This is a genomic window from Paenibacillus elgii NBRC 100335 (assembly GCF_004000865.1).
Classification (GTDB): domain Bacteria; phylum Bacillota; class Bacilli; order Paenibacillales; family NBRC-103111; genus Paenibacillus_G; species Paenibacillus_G elgii.
On the sequence record NZ_BIMB01000013.1, the window covers coordinates 118,454 to 136,560 of the forward strand.

Sequence of the window (18,107 nt, forward strand, 5' to 3'; positions counted from 1 at the left end):
AATAAGTTGTCTATTTGAATCGAAAAACCGGCCTCTTAATATAAAAGTTGAGGTGCTTTTCTCAAACATGCACAAGGAGGAGAACATGAAAAGGAAAACGCTTTCTAGTTTGTTGTCACTGGTGCTTCTCTCCACGCTTGTCCCCGCAGGCCTGCCGCAAGCAGCCGCTGAGGCGGGGCGGACAGGCGACGTTTCTCCGACGCTTCCCGTTACCCGGTCTGTTTATGAAACCGTTTACGGCGGCAGAGCCATGCCCGCAAATGTTGTCAGTACCCCGGTCGGCGTTAATTTGGCGGTACATCAAGCGGTGTACGCTTCGGGGAACGAAGTGGACTGGCTTGGGCCGGCCAATGCTGTTGACGGCAATGGCAGCACGCGATGGTCGTCCGCCCTGCAAGACGATCAGTGGTTCTATGTGGACCTCGGCGAGGAGTTCACCATAAACCGGGTGACCATAAAATGGCAGACCCCCGCCAGCAAGTACAAGCTGCTGGTTTCAAGCGATGCACAGCATTGGACGAACGTGCTCGGCAATGACGGCGAAATCGCATGCAGAGGCGGGACGGAATCGACCGATTTTGACGATGTGAAAGCAAGGTACGTGAAATTTCAAGGCGTGCAGCGGGCCCCGGTGGAAGGCACCCTTTACGGGTATTCCTTCTTCGAATTCGAGGTGTATAACGCCGGTGAGCTGCCCAAAATCGTGAAGGGCATTACCCAAATCCCGCCTATTGCCAAAGGACAGACGGAGATCGTTCTGCCTCAGGTGCCTGAAGGCTACAAGGTTTCCGTATACGGCAGCGACAGACTGCCGGTGATCGATCAAGCGGGGAAAATCCACACGCCTCTTGTGGACACGAAAGTGAATCTCCTGTTTCAAGTCGAACATACGGGCACCGGTCAGAAGGCTGTCACCGGAAACGTGCTTGCTGCGGTACCGGGGCAGTATACGCAAACGGACGATTTGAACAAGGAGCCGAAGGTCATCCCGTCGCTGCGCGAATGGTATGGCCGGACCGGAAATTTCACCTTGAAGCCGACCTCGCGAATCGTGGTCAATCCGGCGCATAAAACGACTTTGAAAAAAGCCGCAGAGCAAACGAAGGAAGACCTGCGGGATATTACCGGCATCAACGCGAGCATCATTTACGGCGCTCCGCAGGCGGGCGACCTTTATTTGTCCATCGACGATTCCTTAGCCTGGCTCGGAAAAGAAGGCTACCTCTTCGACGTTAACGATTATGTCGCGATTACATCGGCCGATGTGACCGGCGTCTTTTTCGGGACGAGATCGGCGCTGCAAATTTTGAAGCAGGATGAAGCTCATACCCTGATTCCCAAAGGGACGGCAAGGGATTATCCGAAGTATGAAACGCGCGGGCTGATGATCGACGTTGCCAGAAAGTTTTATACGATTGAGTTCCTGAGAGACTACGTGAAGCTGCTGTCTTGGTACAAGATGAATCAATTTCAGATTCATTTGAACGACGATGTAGGAACGCCGTTCCAAGACGGCACGACTGCGGCCTATCGTCTGGAGAGTACGAAGTACCCCGGGCTTGCGAGCAAAAACGGCTTTTACACCAAAGAGGAGTTTCGCGATCTTCAGCGGCTCGGCATGGACTATGGCGTGAATGTCATCCCGGAGATTGATACGCCGGGGCATTCCAGAGCTTTTACAAGCTTCGATCCTTCTCTGGGAACCGGACCTCATCTCGACATTACGAAGCCGAAAACGGTCGATTTCGTCAAAAGTCTGCTCGACGAATATATCGATGGCGACAACCCGACCTTTATCGGTCCTGACGTCCATGTCGGGACGGACGAATATTGGGGCAATACCGAGGTTTTTCGTGGGTATATGGATACGCTCGTCAAGCATATCAACGGCAAAGGCAAGCACCCCCATATTTGGGGCGGCATGAAGGAATACAACGGGGTCACCCCGGTAAGCACCGAGGCCACGATGGATGTGTGGCACGTGCCTTACGGCGATGCCCGACAAGCGATCGATCTTGGATACGATATCTTGAACACGGAGAACAGCTATATGTATCTTGTGCCAAGATTGTACAAAGACCGGATCGACCCCAAGTATATGTATAACATGTGGGAACCGAACGTATTTAGCGATACGACGCTGCCCTACGGCCATCCGAAGCTGAAAGGCGCCATGCTGGCACTGTGGAACGACATTTCGGATTCCGTCGGATTATCGATGGACGATTCCCATGACCGCCTGTTCCCCGGCGTGCAGGTGCTGTCCGAAAAAATGTGGACGGGAAGCCGGGAAGACGGCGACTACAACGCTTATGCAGCCGCAGCAGAACGGATCGGCGAAGCGCCGAACGCCAACATCTCCCACAAGCTGCAAGTCCCGAATAAAGACAGCAACGTCATCAAGTATTCGTTCGAAAACGGGTTCGCCGACGCTTCCGGCAACGGCTACAATGGCATCGGCAAAAGTGTAGCGGCAGCGAACGGCAAATACGGCAATGGCGTACGGTTCGGCGGCGGCGAAAGCTACATCAAGACGCCGCTAGAAGCGTTAGGGTTCGGATGGACCGTTTCCATGTGGATCAAGCCCGATGCCGACAACCCGGACGATGCGGTGCTGCTGGAGTCGCCTGTCGGCCAAGTGAAGCTCAAGGAAGGAAAGACCGGGCTGCTAGGCTTTTCCAAGGAGCACTATCACAGCACGTTCCAATACAAGGTTCCGGCGGAACAATGGACGCATTTGCTGCTGACCGGAGACAACAAAGGCGTATCCCTGTATGTCAACGGCAACGAATACGTGGAAAAATTGTGGGTAACGAACGGCGCATCGCCCCAGATCGATACCTTGGTGCTGCCGCTTGAGAAAATCGGAAGCTCCACCAATTCCTTTAAAGGCGTCATCGACAATCTGATCGTTTACAATAAGGCGGTCAGCTTCGACGGGATGAACTTGGCGTTAAACAAGCATGCGGAAGCATCCACCAGCGAGGCTCCTCATTTGTCGCCGGATCAGGCTGTCGACGGAAATACGGGCACGAGATGGTCGAGTTCTTTTGCAGACGATAACTGGTTCAGCGTCGATCTCGGCGAACAGCAGGAACTCGACAGCGTCGTGATCAAGTGGGAAGGCGCTTACGCCAAGAAGTACAAAATACTCGTTTCCGGCGACGGCCAGCAATGGCAAAATGTAAAAGCGGGCGATGCGGTGATCGACGGCAAAGGCGGAGTCGAGACGATCAAGTTCGACACCGTCGTCAAGGCCAGATACGTCAAGCTTCAAGGGATCGAAAGAGCTACGATATACGGCTATTCCATTCTGGAGTTCGAAGTGTACGGACCGGGGGTGTTGAACAGCTATTTGGAGCTGGTGAAACAAGCGGAAGGCTTGCTGGCCTTGGGCAAAGGAGATAGCGGGCTGAGAAGCCAGCTGCAGGAGATGCTTAACCAATTCCCGTACGACTACGAAAGCTCGATAAGCCCGCTTCAGGAGCTGATTGCCCGATTGAAGGAATCGATTGAATGGGAAAACGATAAAACGCCGCCGGTGACGACGGCGAGCGTCTCGCCTTCCCGGCCGGACGGGCAGCATGGATGGTTTGTCCATCCGGTAACCGTCACCTTGTCCGCACAAGACGAACAGTCCGGCGTCGCCAGAACGGAATACAGCTTGGACTTAGGGAAAAATTGGATTTTGTACGTGGAACCGATCCAATTCAGCACAGACGGAATGTACGGGCTGCGGTACCGCTCTACGGACAAAGCCGGCAATGTGGAAAAGGCGAAGCCCCTCCTCCTCAAAGTCGATACAACGGCTCCAACCCTGGCTGCAACGGCGAACGGCGTCCCCTTGGCGGACGGGATCGAATTTACGGACAGCGAGACGCTTGTGCTGGATGTGCAGGCCTCCGATCCGGTGTCAGGCATTGCCGGGACAACGATCACGGTAGACGGCAAGCCGTATGCCCCCGGAACTCCGCTGCGTTTAGCAGGCCAATTGGGAACCCACGCGGTCCAAATCACAGCGACGGATCAGGCGGGCAACGTATCGCAGGCGGTGATTTCGATGGTCGTTAAGACTAACATCGCTTCCATGCAGCGGCTGCTGGAATCTTATCATGCTGCCGGAGAGTTAAGCGGACCGCTCAAGAATAATCTGTCCGCGAGCTTGAAGACCGCCCAGAAGCATGAAAATAAAGGCAAGCTGAAACAGGCCGCCAGAGCGATGAACGATTTTAAGAAGAAAATCGACAAGGCGACCAAGAAGGATGTGATTTCCGAAGCGGCAAAAGCCGCATTGATCGCCGATGCCAACGCGTTAATCCAAGCTTGGACCGGGAACTCCTACGATCTGGATTCAACCGACAGCACCGACGATCAGCTCGAAGTCGGCGACGATTCTCCGGATAGCGAGGACGTGGCCGCGTAAGAAAAGCATCAGAGCGTCGAGAATGTGTTTTTCCCGCTACTAAGCTGCTTCTGTCAGCAGAAAATAAAGTGTTAGACTGACTCTAGAAATTGAAACAGCGACAGTCAAGGACGAGAAAGTAAAGTCCTAGACTGCCGCTGTTTCATTGAACTATTAGACACTCCATATGTGTCATCCTTTATTTAGAGAGTCTTCAAAGTTCCCCGGTGACCTATCCTCCAGCAAGACGATATCTTCTCCTTGTTGTTGTCTTATTTTAATATTCTCTTTGCCCCAAGAACACATAACTTCAACGATCTTATTGGCTGTAACTCCATATTCCGTGAGGCTATATTCGACTTTTGGCGGCATCTGCTGGTACACATATCTTCTTACGAGACCATCCTTTTCAAGTTCGCGAAGCTGCTGGATCAGAACCTTTTGTGAAATGCCGTGAATATTGCGCTGTAATTCGCTTGTTCTCCTTTCACCGGACATTAATTACAATTCATGAGATTTACAAAGAGTACCCTAACTGGAACATTGATGTTCCTAGAGAGCAAAATCTATTAGAAGCATATAACCATGTTATCTTGCAACTCCCGTTGTATTGGTACAGTTATCCGCCTCTATTGAAAAAGTGGTTTGACGATGTTTTTGCTCACGGCTGGGCATATGGATCAAAAGGTGATAAGCTTAAAGGGAAAAAGGTAGGGCTTGCCATGTCCATCGGCGATAAAAAAGAAAATTATCTGCCAGAGGGCTCTAGTTCTTTTACCGTGGATGAAGTGATCGCGCCTTTCAAGGCCAGTACAGGACATGTGGGCGCAATGGCATTACCCTATTTTGCTGTCTTCGGAGCTTCATTTCAAGCTAGCAATGGGGAAATCAATCACAGTGCAAAAGAATATATCAGCTATATCTTTAAGTATCAACAGTAACCTATATATGGAGGGAAGAACTATGCCTTATATTAATCTTCAAATAACAAAGGGCGCTTCTCGTGATCAGAAAGCCCAAGTTGTTAAAGAGTTTACAGAGACTCTGGTTCGGGTTCTTGACAAAAAACCAGAACATATTCATATTGTCATCGAAGAAATTGAGGATGAAAACTGGGGGTTTTCAGGAATTTTGACTGATGATTTTAGAAAGCAATAAAAGCAAAAGAAGTAGATCCCCACTCGTATACCTCTATTATCTCGATTTTGTCAGGCGATCCGATCTTACATCCCAACAAAAAAGCGCCTCCGGCCTTGCGGAATGAGCAGTTCATACTCATTCCGGGGCCGGAGGCGCTCTTCTGTATGCAATTAGGCTCGATTCCCGCTGCCGAACAGACGGATTTTAGCTTTGACCGCCTCTTTAATCGCTTCACGGGCAGGCACCAAATAATTTCGCGGATCGTATGCTTCCGGATGGTCGTTCAAGAAGCTTCGGATCGTGGCCGTGAAGGCCATTTGATTGTCCGTATTCACATTGATTTTGGCCGTGCCGAGCGAGATCGCCCTGCGAATCTCTTCCTCGGGCAGGCCGCTTCCTCCATGCAGAACCAGAGGCAGCCCGGTCAGCTGCTGAATTTCCACCATGCGGTCAAATCCGAGCTGGGGCTGGCCGCGATACGGACCGTGCACGGAGCCGAGCGCCGGCGCCAGACAATCGATGCCGGTTTCCCGGACCAGCCGCAGGCATTCTTCGGGCACGGCATACATCGCTTCCGCCTCGTCGACCACGAGATCGTCCTCCCGGCCCGTAATCCGGCCAAGCTCGGCTTCCACGCTGACGCCCAGCGTATGTGCGGCCTGCGTCACGCTGCGGGTTACTTCGATGTTGTGCTCCAGCGAATGATGCGACGCATCGATCATGACGGAAGTAAACCCGGCGTGAATCGCCCGAATGCACACCTCATAGGTGGAACCGTGATCCAAGTGCAGCGCGACCGGCACCGTAATGCCGTATTCCGCAACGAGCGCTTTGACCATCCCCGCGATGAACGGCAGACCGCCCATATATGGGATATACGCTTCACTCACACCGAGGATGACCGGCGACCGCTCCTCTTGCGCCGCCTGCAGAATCGCCTGCGTGAACTCCAGATTATTGAGATTGAACTGTCCGACTGCATACCGCCCGTCGAGCGCCCGCTCCAGCATGTGTTTCATGGAAACAATCGTCATTTCTAGCGGCTCCTTTGTTCCTCACTTATTCCGGTATTCGCCAGGCCGGGACACAGAGGAACGGATAACCAACTCGGGGAGCATTACGATGCGCTGCTTGGTGGTATTTTTATCGTTGATGATGCGAATGATCAGATCGACGACCGTCTGCCCCATTTCCTGAATGGGCTGCGCAACCGTCGTTAACGGAGGATCGATGATCGTTGCCAGCAGCGTGTTGTCGAATCCGACGACGGATAAATCGCCAGGAACGGACAAGCCTCGCTCGCGAACGGCTTGAATCACGCCGGTGGCCAGCAGATCGTTACAGGCAAAGATGGCCGTCGGCGGTTGCGGGGCGTCCAGCATTTCCCCGGCGACCTGCTTCGCGTCCGTTACTTTAAAATCGCTGATCCGCACCAGCTCCGGATTATAGGCAATGCCCGCTTCCTCCAGCGCGAACCGGTACCCCCGTATCCGTTCCTGACTGCTCATTACCAAGGTGTCCTCGGCGATGACGGCAATTTGCCGATGGCCCTGCTCAATGAGATGCGAGGCCGCCATATGCCCGCCGATGAAATCGTCCACCAGCACGGTATCGATCGCCATGGAAGGCATATCGCGTGCAATGAGCGCAACCGGAAAGTTTTGTTTTTTCAAGTCCTTCAATATCGCATCGTTGCGTACGCCGGTGGCAATGATAATGCCGTCCACGCTTTTTTGCTTCAGCAACGAAATATTTCGTTCTTCTCTCAAAAGATTGTTGTCCGTGCTGCAAATCATGACGCTGAAGCCGAGCTCGTGCGCACGATCCTCCACACTTCTCGCGATTTCCGCAAAGAACGGGTTGGCCAAATCGGGCAACAACAAGCCGAGCGTAAAGGTTTGCTTTCCCGTCAGAGCCGAAGCCACGACGCTTGGCTGGTAATTCAACTCCTGCATGATCCGATTGACCTTGGCCCGCGTTTCCTCGCTGATGCGTCCCGTTTGATTGATCACTTTGGAGACGGTGGCAATGGATACGCCTGCCTGCTTGGCAACGTCATAAATTGTAGCCTTCATCGCTTTTCCACTTCTTTCAACGAAATGACATATCAACAATTATACACTAATATGCCATTGCGTTAATACTTCCTCCACCTTGACCGGACGCTTTTCTTGCAAGGACAATTTGGCCGCATGCGCGATCAATTCGGCCTGGTAGCCGTCGTTCGCGCTGACCGGCACCGGCGTATCGTGCACGAGAGCGTCGATAAACGCCTTGACTTCCTTCACATAAGCTTCGTTGTACCGTTCCAGGAAGAAGTAAAGCGGCTTATCCCGGTACACGCCGTCCGCAGTATAGAGCTCTGCGCTGCTCGGATAATCGTTCTGAATCGTCAGGCAGCCCTTCGAGCCGAACACTTCAACCCGTTGATCGTAGAAATGCGCCTGACGGCTGTTATCGATGACGCCCAGAGCGCCGTTCTTGAACTTGAGCGAAATGATGGCGGTATCGATATCGCCGCACTCGGCGAACACCGGATCGACGAGAACCGCACCTTGCACGAACACCTCTTCCACATCGCTGCCGACCATAAACCGGGCGATGTCGAAATCGTGAATCGTCATGTCGATGAACATGCCTCCGGAGGCGGGGATATACTCCTTATGCGGCGGCGCCGGGTCGCGGGAGGTGATTTTCAAAATATGCGTGTCGCCGATTTTGCCCTCCCGGACCAACTCCTGAATCCGGCTCATGTTATGGTCGAACCTGCGGTTGAAGCCGGTTTGGAACTTGACGCCCGATTTCTCGACCAGCTCCAGCGCTTGCACCGTCTTATCCAAGGCGAAGCTGATCGGCTTCTCGCAGAAAATGTGCTTCCCGGCCTTGGCCGCTTCTTCGATGATGGCAATGTGCGTATCCGTCGGCGAGCAGATGAAGACGGCTGCGATTTCCGGGTCCCGCATAATGTCCTGATAGTCGGCCGTGACATTGGCAATGCCGTTCTGTACCGCCCAATCGCGGATGTTGTCGGCGAAGATATCGGAAATCGTCTTGATTTCCACCTGCGGAAGCTGCTTCAAGTTTTCCGCATGAAGCTTGCCGATGCGGCCGGCGCCGATAATGCCTATTTTTATTCTCTCCATACCCATGTTCCTCTCTATAATGAAGTGCCTCTTACTTCGTCAAGCTTTTCAAGAAATCAAGCTTCTTCTGCGCGTTTTCTTTGTTGATGACCTCCACGCCGCTGTCGATCCGCTTCTCCACTTTTTCGCCTTTGATCGCTTTGACGGCATTTTCTACACCTTTGTAGCCCATTTCATACGGGTTCTGCGCGACCGTACCGCCCAATTTGTCGGCCAGAATCGATTCGATGGATTCCACCGTACCATCCGTGCCGAGAATCGGAATTTTCAGGCCTTTTGCTTCCGCCGCACGCAAAGCGCCGAGCGCCATGTCGTCGTTGGCGGCAAAGACCCCCTTCAGATCCGGGTTGTTTTGCAAAATATTTTCCATGACGGACATCGCCTTCGCTTTATCGCTGTCGGCCGGCTGGTTAGCAGCGATTTTCATCCCTTTCGCCTCCAGCGCTTCCTTCGCGCCCTTGATCCGCTCGTCGGTCGCCGGGTTGCCGAGCGCACCTGCAATGAGCGCCACTTTGTCGCCGGATTTCAGCAGTGAAGCCAAGTATTCTCCGCCCTTTTTCCCCGCAGTCGCGTTATCCGTGCCGATAAAGGACGTTTTATCCGCCCAGTCTGCCGTATCCGTATCCACGAGCAGCACCGGGATGTTCTTGTCTTTATATTTTTTCAACACGGGAATCGCCGTAGAAGGCTGCGTCGGCGCAACGACCAGAGCATCCGGCTTCTTGTTCAGCGCGTCCTCCAGCATGTTGACCTGCTCCAAAATTTGCGATTCCGAAGCCGGCCCGGTGACGGTCCCGTCCACGTTCAAATCCTGAAACGCCTTTTTCGCGCCCGCTTCGACGTATTTCCAGTAAGGGCTGCTGAGCGTTTTCAGCACGACCTGCACTTTCGGCTTTTGGCCGGAGCTTCCGCCTTTATCCCCTTTGTCCGACGACGCCGGAGCCGAGCTGCCTCCGCCTTGGCTGGCGCACCCCGCTACAACTGCCAGAGACAGAGCCAATACGATAGACATCAATGCGCTTTTTTTCATGAAAAGACCTCCCGATTTTTTATAAGCTTTTCTTATGTCAAGCTTTTGGCGTTACAACGGTACCCGGCTTCCGGTTTCAAAGGCCTTCTTGGCCGCTACGGCGATCTCCAGCGCCTTTTTCCCGTCCTCTGCTGTGACTGACGGTTTCTGGCCGTTCAGCAGGCAATCGATAAAATGCTGCATTTCAAGCACATAAGCGCTTTCGAACCGGGTCGGAAAGTCCGGCACGATGTCTTGGGAGCTGCCTTTAAACGTAAGTACGGAAATGTCTCGATGTCGGAGAGAACCGATTAGCAGCGTTCCCTCGGTGCCGATGACTTCTCCGCGAATATCGTAGCCGTAGTAAGCGTTCCGGCTGCATTCGATATCGGCGGCCGCTCCGGAGTCGAACGTGGCGTAAGCGATCCCTTGATCCACGTCGCCGAATTCCTCCATAAAGCCGTGAACTAGCACGCTACCGTGCGCCGCAACGGAGGTTACCTCGGCCTCTAGCAAGAATCTCGCCAAATCGTAGTCGTGGATACCTAAGTCGAGAAAGATGCCTCCGCTGTTTTTGATGAACTCGGCCGGCGGAGAGCCGGGGTCGCGCGATACGCCCTTGTAATAGATCGGCTTGCCGATATCGCCGCGCGCGATTCTTTTCTTCGCCTCAGCATAGGCGGGGTCAAATCTTCTCATGAAACCGACCTGGCAAACGACCTTCGTTTCTTCAAGGACGCGAAGAACGTCCGAAGCTTCCTGCAGATCCACCGTCAGGGGCTTCTCGACAAAAATATGCTTGCCATTGCGCGCCGCCTGCGTGATCATGTCGGCATGCGTGCTTGTCGGGGACGCGATAACGACCGCATCGATCGAGTCGTCCTCGAACACCTCGTTCAAGTTCCCCGTGTACCGGTCAACGCCGAGCTCTCCGGCCACCTTGGCCGCATGACCGGCTTGCGGGTCGGCCACGCATACCAGCTTGGCTCCCTTCACCTTCGAGGCTACATTTTCCGCGTGCCAGTAGCCCAGTCTTCCAAGCCCCAGTACCGCGCAGCGAATCGGTTTTTCCATTGTGTTCTCTCCTTGTATGAGTTGATGTCTATTTCTTGAATGAGCGCTGGCGCAGCACGTCTACATAGACCGCCGCTACGATAACGAGACCGATGATCGCCATCTGAAAATCGGCGGAGACGTTGAGCAGATTCAAGCCGTTGCGGAGCACCGCGATAATCGTGGCGCCAATCAGCGTGCCCCAGACCGTGCCGACGCCGCCGAAGAAGCTTGCGCCGCCAATGATAACTGCAGCGATCGCATCCAGCTCGTAGCCCATCCCGGCCAGCGGAAACGCCGAATTGACGCGTCCGACCATAACCAGCCCGGCCAAACCGGCCATCAAGCCGCTCAAGGTGTAGACGATGACAAGAATTTTATTCACGTTAATCCCGGACAAACGGGCCGTTTCCTTATTCCCGCCGATCGCGTAGATGTAGCGTCCTGTCGAGGTGCGGTTCAAGAAAATATCGAAGAGAATGTAAACGACAATGACCAAAATAAAACTGAACGGCACGGGACCGACAAACTGGTTGCCTGCGAATTGTATCGGTGCGGCGAAGCCGGCAATCGGTGCGGCTCCGGTAATAATCAAGGCAATCCCGCGGGCGATATTCATCGTACCCAGCGTGGAGATGAACGGATGCGGCAGCTTCAGCTTCGTCAGCATGATGCCGTTCGTCCAGCCGAGCAGCGCGCCGACGCCAAGACATACGACAATGCCGAGATACGGGTTAAGCCCGTGATTGACGGAGACGATCCCCATCATCATGATGGACAGCGCCAAAATCGAACCGACGGACAAATCGATCCCCGCTGTCAAAATCGGCAGCAGCATTCCAATCGCCAGCAGCGCGTTGATGGAAGATTGGCGCGCAATGTTCATCACGTTGTCCACGGTCAAGAAATTATCGCTGAGGATGGTCAAGACCGTGCATAAAATAATCAAGCCGATCAGTGCGCCGAATTTGCTTATAAACCCGTTGGATTTGATTTTCCTTGCCTCGCTTTTTTCAACGATGACAGCAGACATCTTAATTCCCCCTTGTCGCGGACTTCATGATTTTTTCCTGATCCGCCTGTTCCCTGAGCATGTCGTCCACGATCTGCCCTTCGTTCATAACCAAAATGCGGTCGCAAATGCCCAGTATCTCGGGCAGCTCCGACGAAATAATGATCACTACCGCACCGTCCTGCACCAAGGAATTGATCAGCCGGTATACCTCCACCTTCGCGCCGACGTCAATCCCCCTTGTCGGTTCGTCGAAGATGAATACTTTGGCATTCGTGCAAAGCCATTTCGCGATGACAACCTTCTGCTGATTGCCTCCACTGAGCTTGCGCGCTTGTGCGGTAATATCTCCGGGACGAACTTGCAGCTCCTTCAAATAATCATTAGCAAGCGCTTTCATCTTGTCTTTGTACAAAAACTTATTTTTCTTCAACTTCTTCAGGTTGGCGATGGTGATGTTGAATTCGAGCGTCTGATCGAGGATCAAGCCTTCGCCTTTTCGGTCCTCGGTAATAAAAGCGAGTCCCGCTTTGATCGCGTCCTCCGGGCATTTGATCTTGACCTCTTTGCCGAACACGTACACCTTGCCCTGAGCGACCGGATCGACCCCGAAGATGCCCCGGGCCAGCTCCGTTCTCCCAGCGCCGACAAGACCGGAAAAACCAAGAATTTGTCCTTGATACGCCGTGAAGCTGATCTCCTTGCTCGAGTTCTTCAGCCGCAGACCTTCGACTCGCAAGCCTTCTTCGCCGAGCTGGAAGTTCATTTTCGGATATTTCTCGTCCAGACTCCGGCCGACCATCAGTTGGATCATCTTCTCGGTATCCGTCTCCGCCATGCTCAGCGTTTCGATTTTCCGGCCGTCCCGCAAGATCGAGATCCGGTCGCCGATCCGCTTGTTTTCTTCCAGCTTGTGCGAGATGTAGACGATCGCAATCCCTTGCTTGCGCAGCTCCATCACGGTCGTCAGCAGTTGCTCGATTTCCGATTCGCTTAAACTTGAGGACGGTTCGTCCATGATGATCAGCTTCGCATTGATGGTTAGCGCTTTCGCAATTTCGACCAGCTGCTGCTGTCCGATACCAAGCGTGGAAACTTTGGCGTCCGGGGAAATATCCTGCCCGAGCTGCTTCAAGTATTCTTCGGCCTTAAGCCGCATCGTCTTGCGGTCGAGCAGCGAATATTTGCCGTTCTTCTTCAGCTCCCGGCCCAAAAAGATGTTCTCGTATACCGTCAGCTCAGGAATGAGATTAAGCTCCTGGTAGATCGTGGCGATCCCGAGATTCATCGCGTCGACCGGTCCGTTGATTTCCACCTTGTTCGACTCCCAGAAGATGTCGCCGGAATCTTTCGTATACGCGCCGGTCATAATCTTGATCAGCGTCGATTTGCCCGCTCCGTTCTCCCCCAGCAGGACATGCACCTCGCCCGGCCGGATGTCCAGATGAATCTCCTTCAGCACCTGGTTGCCCGAGAAGCCTTTGTTGATTCCCCTCAGTTCCAATAAAGCATCGCGTTCTCCCATGTCGTAACCCCTTTCAAAAAGCAAAGCCTTTCTCCGTGTGTACCGCGAGGAATGAAAGTAAGCGCTTAATCAAAATCTAAAAAAAATAATCCGTTTTCCGCTGTATCAGCCGCTTTACCATGACCTTGATAACGATCCATTTTCCATGACTTTCCTTTATTTATCGGCATTGTCATTTGGAAGAGCTACCCCAATCGAGATAAATAAAGCGCTTTCCTTAATGCGATTATATCTAGGGTTTTGAGAAATTGCAATATGCTTCTGTGATTTTCTTTACACCTTTTTTTTGTAGCGGAGCGGCTCCGCCGTTGCCAAAAAAGCGAAGCCGCTTCCGCCTTAATAACGGGCGGTGACCATTTTTTTGCGCGTGTAGAACTCGACGCCGTCTTTGCCGTTGGCGTGCAAATCACCGTAGAACGACTTTTTGTAGCCGGAGAACGGGAAAAAAGCCATCGGAGCAGGTACTCCTACATTAATGCCGAGCATGCCGGCGTCGATCGTTTCGCGGAACTGGCGCACAGCCTTGGCGCTGTCCGTGTACAAGCAGGCGCCATTGGCGAAGTCGGACTGGTTGGCGATGTCAATCGCCTCCGTTAAGCTGTCGGCGCGTACGATCTGCAGCACGGGCGCAAAAATTTCGTCGTTCCAGATCGTCATGCCCGGCTTCGCGTGGTCGAAGATCGTCGGCCCGACGAAATAGCCGTCTCCCGAAGCCGCTTCGCATTCGCGTCCGTCCAGCAGGAGCGCTGCTCCCTCTTCGCTTCCTTTTTCGATATAACCGACCGTTCTTTCTTTATGCGATTGGCGGATGACCGGGCCGAGGAAATTGCCTTTCTCGATGCCGTTGCCGATCGTGAGCTGCTTAGCCGCCGCAACCAGACGCTCGGCCAGCGTATCGGCAGTATCGCCTACGGCCACGACAACGGAGCAAGCCATGCACCGTTCGCCCGCCGAGCCGAAAGCCGCATTAATGATTTCTTTGACGGTCAGATCCATATCCGCATCCGGGAGCACGATGGAGTGGTTCTTGGCGCCGCCAAGCGCCTGCACGCGCTTGCCGTGGGCAGCCGCCGTCTTGTAGACGTATTCCGCCACCGGCTGCGAGCCGACGAAGGAAATCGCCGCTACGTCCTGATGCTCCAGCAAGCCGTTGACGACATCGTGCGCCCCGTGGACGATATTGAACACGCCGTCCGGCAGGCCCGCTTCCTGCAGCAATTCCGCCAAGCGGCACGCCAGAATCGGCGTTCTCTCCGACGGCTTCAGGACGAAGGTGTTGCCGCAAGCGATCGCCAGCGGGAACATCCAGCAAGGCACCATCATCGGGAAGTTGAACGGCGTAATTCCGCCGACCACGCCGATCGGGTAACGGTACATGTTCGATTCCAGACCGGTCGCGATATCCGGCAGCACGCTTCCCATCATCAAGGTCGGCGCACCCGCTGCGAATTCGACGCATTCGATGCCCCGCTGCACTTCGCCGTAAGCCTCGGCGTAGTTTTTGCCGTTCTCCAGCGTCACCAGGCGGGCCAGCTCATCCCAATGCTCCACGAGCAGCTGCTGGTATTTGAACATGATGCGCGCTCTTCTCGGCACCGGCACGCGGCTCCACTGCTTGAACGCTTCTTTCGCCGTCCGGACGGCTTGGTCGAGATCTTCCCGCGAAGACAGCGGCACTCTCGCCAGCACTTCGCCGGTCGCCGGATTCGTCACGATATCTTCTTTGCCCGAAGTGGCATCCACCCATTGCCCGCCAATGTAATTTTGCAGAAGCTTTTCGTTCGACATGTTATCTGTTCCCCTTTTCTTTGTGTTGTGTGGTTAAAAGTACGGTGAATATAAGACCGCTGCGCGTGCGGATCGTCCTTCCGATCGCTCTTGCCCCCGGATTCTTTTCATTTTATAAACTCTTTATCGGTTAGAACCCGGGGACAAAGGCGACCGCTTTCGCTTCTTCAAGACGATTCCGCCCGCTCCGCTGGGATTCACCGTACTTTTAAATGCTGCTATTCGCCCGGTGCTCTCTAATCAAATTCTCAATCTGCTCCACCGTCGGCATCGCATCGGAACAGCTATGGCTGGAAACAACGATGGAAGCCGATGCGCTTCCGAACTCTTGGCACTTCTCGACCGGCCAGCCCTGCAGCAGGCCGTAAATGAACGCGCCTGCGAACGAATCTCCCGCACCGAACGTTTTGATCACCTGCTTCGCCGGGAAAATGCCGCCCTGGCTGCTGCCCCCGTCCTTCGTAAACACGATGGAGCCGTCTCCGCCGTGCTTGACGACGACGATTTTCGCCTGCCGCTCGAACCAGCGCTGCGCCGTGGCGGAATCGTCTTTGACTTCCGGCCCGGTCACGATTTCCATGACATCGAACTCTTCCCTGCCGGCAATAATGACATCGCACTGCTCCGCAACCAGATTGCAGTAAATGGCCGTCTCTTCCTTCGACTTCCACGTCCAGCGGCGGTAATCGACGTCGAAAATAATGACCACTTGATGCTTCCGCGCATATTCGATCGCCTGGAATACGGCTTCTCTGGAAGGGCTTGACGCCAGCGCCGTACCGGAGATCAAGATCGCCTTCGCCCGCTTGATGAAATCCTCCTGCACCTCACCCGCTTCCAGCTTCAGATCGGCGACGTTGTTACGGTACATCAGAATGCTGCAATCGGTCGGCGACTTGATTTCGGTAAAAGCAAGCCCCGTCACCGCACCGGTATGATCGGTCACCACATTGCGCGTATCGATGTTTAGCTTGTGCAGGTAGCTTTTGATGAAACGGCCGAATTGATCGTCCGATACTTTGCCGATAAATCCGGTGCGCGCGCCTAATTTGGCTAACGCAATCGTAATGTTGGCGGGCGAACCCCCCACATATTTCGTAAAAGTAAGCGTTTCCTCCATCGGTCGGTTAATCTCGTTGGCGTTCAGGTCAATGCACAGCCGGCCAAGCCCGATAAAATCCAGCTCGCGGTCCTGCTGAAACGTGATATGGTTCATCTCTCGGCGCACCTCCATCGTATGCGATTGGAAAATTTATTTTTTCGCGTTCGTCATCAGCCATTCGTGCGCCGGATCGTTATAAAACCGCCAGGTGCGCACCGGCCCCGCCATCACGTTCAAATAGTACACATCATACCCCGGCGGCGCGGAAACAGGATGGAAGCCTTTGGGCACCAGCACGGCGTCCCCGTTTTTTACGATCATCGTTTCATCCAGCTCTCCGTCGAGCGTGTACACCCTTTGCACGGCAAAGCCTTCAGCCGGGTTGATTTTATGGTAATACGTTTCTTCCAGGTACGATTCGTTCGGCAAATTGTCCTGATCATGCTTATGCGGCGGGTAGCTGGACCAATGCCCGTTCGGCGTAAACACCTCGACCACCAGCAAGCTGTCCGCAGGTGACTGTTCCGGCAAAATGTTATGGATATGCCGCTCGATATTCCCATAGCCTCTCGTTTCCACTCCGACCTGATCGGGAGCGATCAGTCTCGCCGGATGACTGCCGTAGCCCGGCGCCGCACATACGGCCAGCTCCAGCTCCGTTGTCGCCGTCACTTCGAAGAAGTCGCCGTTCGGGACATAGACGCTGTACGGAGGGATTTGCTCGAAGACGCTCATGCGCTGCCCGATGTTGTCCAGCTTAAGCTCGGAGGTCGCCACATTCGCCTTGCCTGACAGCAGCACCAGACACACCTCTTGGTCGCCCGTTTCCTTCTTCAAGCGCTGTCCCTGGCTCAACCGGTACACTTCGAAGCCGACATATGTCCAACCCGCCGATTCCGGCGTAATCGTGAGTACGTTCCCTTGCTCGTCCGCCGTCTTACGGCTCGGCACAATAAGATCCGCCATCTGAAACCATTCCCCTTCCCCGTTATCCGGATATATTGGTCGTTAAATCGCTGACGATGGCAGCAATGTATTCCTTCGACTTCCGCGCGTATTCGACCGGATTGGCCACGGACGGGTCCTGCTCCGCTTCGATGATCATCCAGCCGTCGTATCCGCGGGCGAACAGTTCCCGGAAAATTGGCGCAAAATCGATGCAGCCGTCCCCCGGCACCGTATAAACGCCCTGAATCACCGCCGACTGGAACGGGATATTTTCCCGCCTTACCCGGTCGAGCACGTCCTGACGCACGTCTTTCAAATGCACATACGCGATCCGGTCGGCGTACCGCTGCAGCAGCGCAAGCGGGTCGGCGCCGCCGTAGTAGGCGTGGCCCGTATCGTACAGCATATGAACCAGCTCCGGGTCGGTCGTGGCCATCAAGCGGTCGATTTCCTCCGGACGCTCGACATTTGTGCCGATGTGATAGTGGTACACCAGCTTCATGCCATGCTCGCGGCAAATTTCACCGGCTTGATGCAGGCCGTCCACCATATGATTCCATTCTTCATCGGTAAAAGGAATGACGTTCCGCTCCGCAGGCGACCGCCTCGGATCGCCGATGATCGACCCGCCGAGCTCGCAGGTGACGACGTGCTTGCTGCCCATTTTTTGCAAAAATTGCACATGCTTGCGGTAAGCCTCCAGCTCCGCTTCCCGATAGCTCGGGTCCGAAAAAAGCACGCCTTTCCACTGCGAAGTGAGCAGGATTCCTTTCTCCGCCAAAGCTTCCCGCAGCACGTCCGGATCTTTCGGGAATTTACGGCAATTCTCCGTTGCGGCGAAGCCGAGAGCCGAGAAATCGGCTAACAGATCTTCGAACGTATAGTGATCCCCTAGCTCAAGCACATCTTCATTCACCCAGTTAATCGGGGAAATTCCCAGCTTCAAGCGATCGATGTTCATATGCAGGCCCCTTCATAATAAAAA

General features: G+C 54.1%; 15 protein-coding genes. 3 read left to right on the forward strand and 12 right to left on the reverse strand.

Annotated elements, in window-relative coordinates; genetic code table 11:
• Positions 1-85 precede the first annotated feature (85 nt).
• Entirely contained in the window at positions 86-4,423 is a 4,338-nt protein-coding gene (locus tag PEL01S_RS12600) for a discoidin domain-containing protein (protein WP_239551576.1), read from the forward strand.
• A gap of 171 nt (positions 4,424-4,594) precedes the next feature.
• Here PEL01S_RS12600 and PEL01S_RS12605 read toward each other — a convergent pair whose 3' ends face one another.
• The gene (locus PEL01S_RS12605; protein ID WP_082867175.1) at positions 4,595-4,900 is read right to left on the reverse strand and encodes a winged helix-turn-helix transcriptional regulator; all 306 of its coding nucleotides are present in this window, start codon (positions 4,898-4,900) and stop codon (positions 4,595-4,597) included.
• Here PEL01S_RS12605 and PEL01S_RS12610 point away from each other — a divergent pair.
• Both PEL01S_RS12610 and PEL01S_RS12615 read left to right on the forward strand, forming a co-directional pair.
• Positions 4,846-5,343 (forward strand): NAD(P)H-dependent oxidoreductase, encoded by a 498-nt coding sequence (locus PEL01S_RS12610; protein WP_082867174.1) that lies wholly within the window; start codon positions 4,846-4,848, stop codon positions 5,341-5,343. The two genes, PEL01S_RS12605 and PEL01S_RS12610, sit on opposite strands and share 55 nt — an antisense overlap.
• Positions 5,344-5,365: 22 nt before the next feature.
• Entirely contained in the window at positions 5,366-5,560 is a 195-nt protein-coding gene (locus PEL01S_RS12615) for a tautomerase family protein (protein WP_007430441.1), read from the forward strand.
• A 152-nt stretch (positions 5,561-5,712) separates the two neighbouring features.
• Here PEL01S_RS12615 and fba read toward each other — a convergent pair whose 3' ends face one another.
• The 11 genes from fba to iolE all read right to left on the reverse strand — a co-directional run bounded on the left by fba (position 5,713) and on the right by iolE (position 18,083).
• Positions 5,713-6,576 (reverse strand): class II fructose-1,6-bisphosphate aldolase, encoded by an 864-nt coding sequence (fba, locus tag PEL01S_RS12620; RefSeq protein ID WP_063186169.1) that lies wholly within the window; start codon positions 6,574-6,576, stop codon positions 5,713-5,715.
• Positions 6,577-6,597: 21 nt separating this feature from the next.
• On the reverse strand, positions 6,598-7,617 hold the full coding sequence (locus tag PEL01S_RS12625) for a LacI family DNA-binding transcriptional regulator (RefSeq protein WP_063186167.1): 1,020 nt from the start codon (positions 7,615-7,617) through the stop codon (positions 6,598-6,600).
• 39 nt (positions 7,618-7,656) lie between these two features.
• On the reverse strand, positions 7,657-8,685 hold the full coding sequence (iolG, locus tag PEL01S_RS12630; RefSeq protein ID WP_063186166.1) for an inositol 2-dehydrogenase: 1,029 nt from the start codon (positions 8,683-8,685) through the stop codon (positions 7,657-7,659).
• Between the two features lie 31 nt (positions 8,686-8,716).
• Positions 8,717-9,715, reverse strand: a complete 999-nt coding sequence (locus PEL01S_RS12635) for a sugar ABC transporter substrate-binding protein (protein WP_063186164.1) — start codon at positions 9,713-9,715, stop codon at positions 8,717-8,719.
• Between the two features lie 51 nt (positions 9,716-9,766).
• Entirely contained in the window at positions 9,767-10,768 is a 1,002-nt protein-coding gene (gene iolG / locus PEL01S_RS12640; RefSeq protein WP_127460542.1) for an inositol 2-dehydrogenase, read from the reverse strand.
• Between the two features lie 28 nt (positions 10,769-10,796).
• Positions 10,797-11,780 (reverse strand): ABC transporter permease, encoded by a 984-nt coding sequence (locus PEL01S_RS12645; RefSeq protein ID WP_010492903.1) that lies wholly within the window; start codon positions 11,778-11,780, stop codon positions 10,797-10,799.
• A 1-nt stretch (position 11,781) separates the two neighbouring features.
• On the reverse strand, positions 11,782-13,284 hold the full coding sequence (locus PEL01S_RS12650; protein WP_063186160.1) for a sugar ABC transporter ATP-binding protein: 1,503 nt from the start codon (positions 13,282-13,284) through the stop codon (positions 11,782-11,784).
• 336 nt (positions 13,285-13,620) lie between these two features.
• Positions 13,621-15,072 (reverse strand): CoA-acylating methylmalonate-semialdehyde dehydrogenase, encoded by a 1,452-nt coding sequence (locus tag PEL01S_RS12655; RefSeq protein WP_063186158.1) that lies wholly within the window; start codon positions 15,070-15,072, stop codon positions 13,621-13,623.
• Between the two features lie 208 nt (positions 15,073-15,280).
• Positions 15,281-16,288 carry a 5-dehydro-2-deoxygluconokinase gene (gene iolC / locus PEL01S_RS12660; protein WP_063186156.1) on the reverse strand — a complete coding sequence of 336 codons (1,008 nt, stop codon included), beginning with the start codon at positions 16,286-16,288 and terminating at the stop codon, positions 15,281-15,283.
• Between the two features lie 36 nt (positions 16,289-16,324).
• Positions 16,325-17,140, reverse strand: coding sequence for a 5-deoxy-glucuronate isomerase (gene iolB, locus PEL01S_RS12665; RefSeq protein WP_063186154.1), 816 nt, complete (start codon positions 17,138-17,140; stop codon positions 16,325-16,327).
• Positions 17,141-17,162: 22 nt separating this feature from the next.
• The gene (gene iolE / locus PEL01S_RS12670; RefSeq protein WP_063186152.1) at positions 17,163-18,083 is read right to left on the reverse strand and encodes a myo-inosose-2 dehydratase; all 921 of its coding nucleotides are present in this window, start codon (positions 18,081-18,083) and stop codon (positions 17,163-17,165) included.
• Between the last annotated feature and the right edge of the window lie 24 nt (positions 18,084-18,107).

Excerpts from the sequence above, each read along its gene's own strand:
- PEL01S_RS12645 (WP_010492903.1), bottom strand. The coding sequence starts at position 11,780 with ATGTCTGCTGTCATCGTTGAAAAAAGCGAGGCAAGGAAAATCAAATCC.
- iolG (WP_127460542.1), bottom strand. The coding sequence starts at position 10,768 with ATGGAAAAACCGATTCGCTGCGCGGTACTGGGGCTTGGAAGACTGGGC.
- iolG (WP_063186166.1), bottom strand. The coding sequence starts at position 8,685 with ATGGAGAGAATAAAAATAGGCATTATCGGCGCCGGCCGCATCGGCAAG.
- iolC (WP_063186156.1), bottom strand. The coding sequence starts at position 16,288 with ATGAACCATATCACGTTTCAGCAGGACCGCGAGCTGGATTTTATCGGG.
- PEL01S_RS12625 (WP_063186167.1), bottom strand. The coding sequence starts at position 7,617 with ATGAAGGCTACAATTTATGACGTTGCCAAGCAGGCAGGCGTATCCATT.
- PEL01S_RS12655 (WP_063186158.1), bottom strand. The coding sequence starts at position 15,072 with ATGTCGAACGAAAAGCTTCTGCAAAATTACATTGGCGGGCAATGGGTG.
- iolB (WP_063186154.1), bottom strand. The coding sequence starts at position 17,140 with ATGGCGGATCTTATTGTGCCGAGCCGTAAGACGGCGGACGAGCAAGGG.
- PEL01S_RS12605 (WP_082867175.1), bottom strand. The coding sequence starts at position 4,900 with ATGTCCGGTGAAAGGAGAACAAGCGAATTACAGCGCAATATTCACGGC.
- fba (WP_063186169.1), bottom strand. The coding sequence starts at position 6,576 with ATGACGATTGTTTCCATGAAACACATGCTGGAGCGGGCGCTCGACGGG.
- PEL01S_RS12650 (WP_063186160.1), bottom strand. The coding sequence starts at position 13,284 with ATGGGAGAACGCGATGCTTTATTGGAACTGAGGGGAATCAACAAAGGC.
- PEL01S_RS12615 (WP_007430441.1), top strand. The coding sequence starts at position 5,366 with ATGCCTTATATTAATCTTCAAATAACAAAGGGCGCTTCTCGTGATCAG.
- PEL01S_RS12600 (WP_239551576.1), top strand. The coding sequence starts at position 86 with ATGAAAAGGAAAACGCTTTCTAGTTTGTTGTCACTGGTGCTTCTCTCC.
- iolE (WP_063186152.1), bottom strand. The coding sequence starts at position 18,083 with ATGAACATCGATCGCTTGAAGCTGGGAATTTCCCCGATTAACTGGGTG.
- PEL01S_RS12635 (WP_063186164.1), bottom strand. The coding sequence starts at position 9,715 with ATGAAAAAAAGCGCATTGATGTCTATCGTATTGGCTCTGTCTCTGGCA.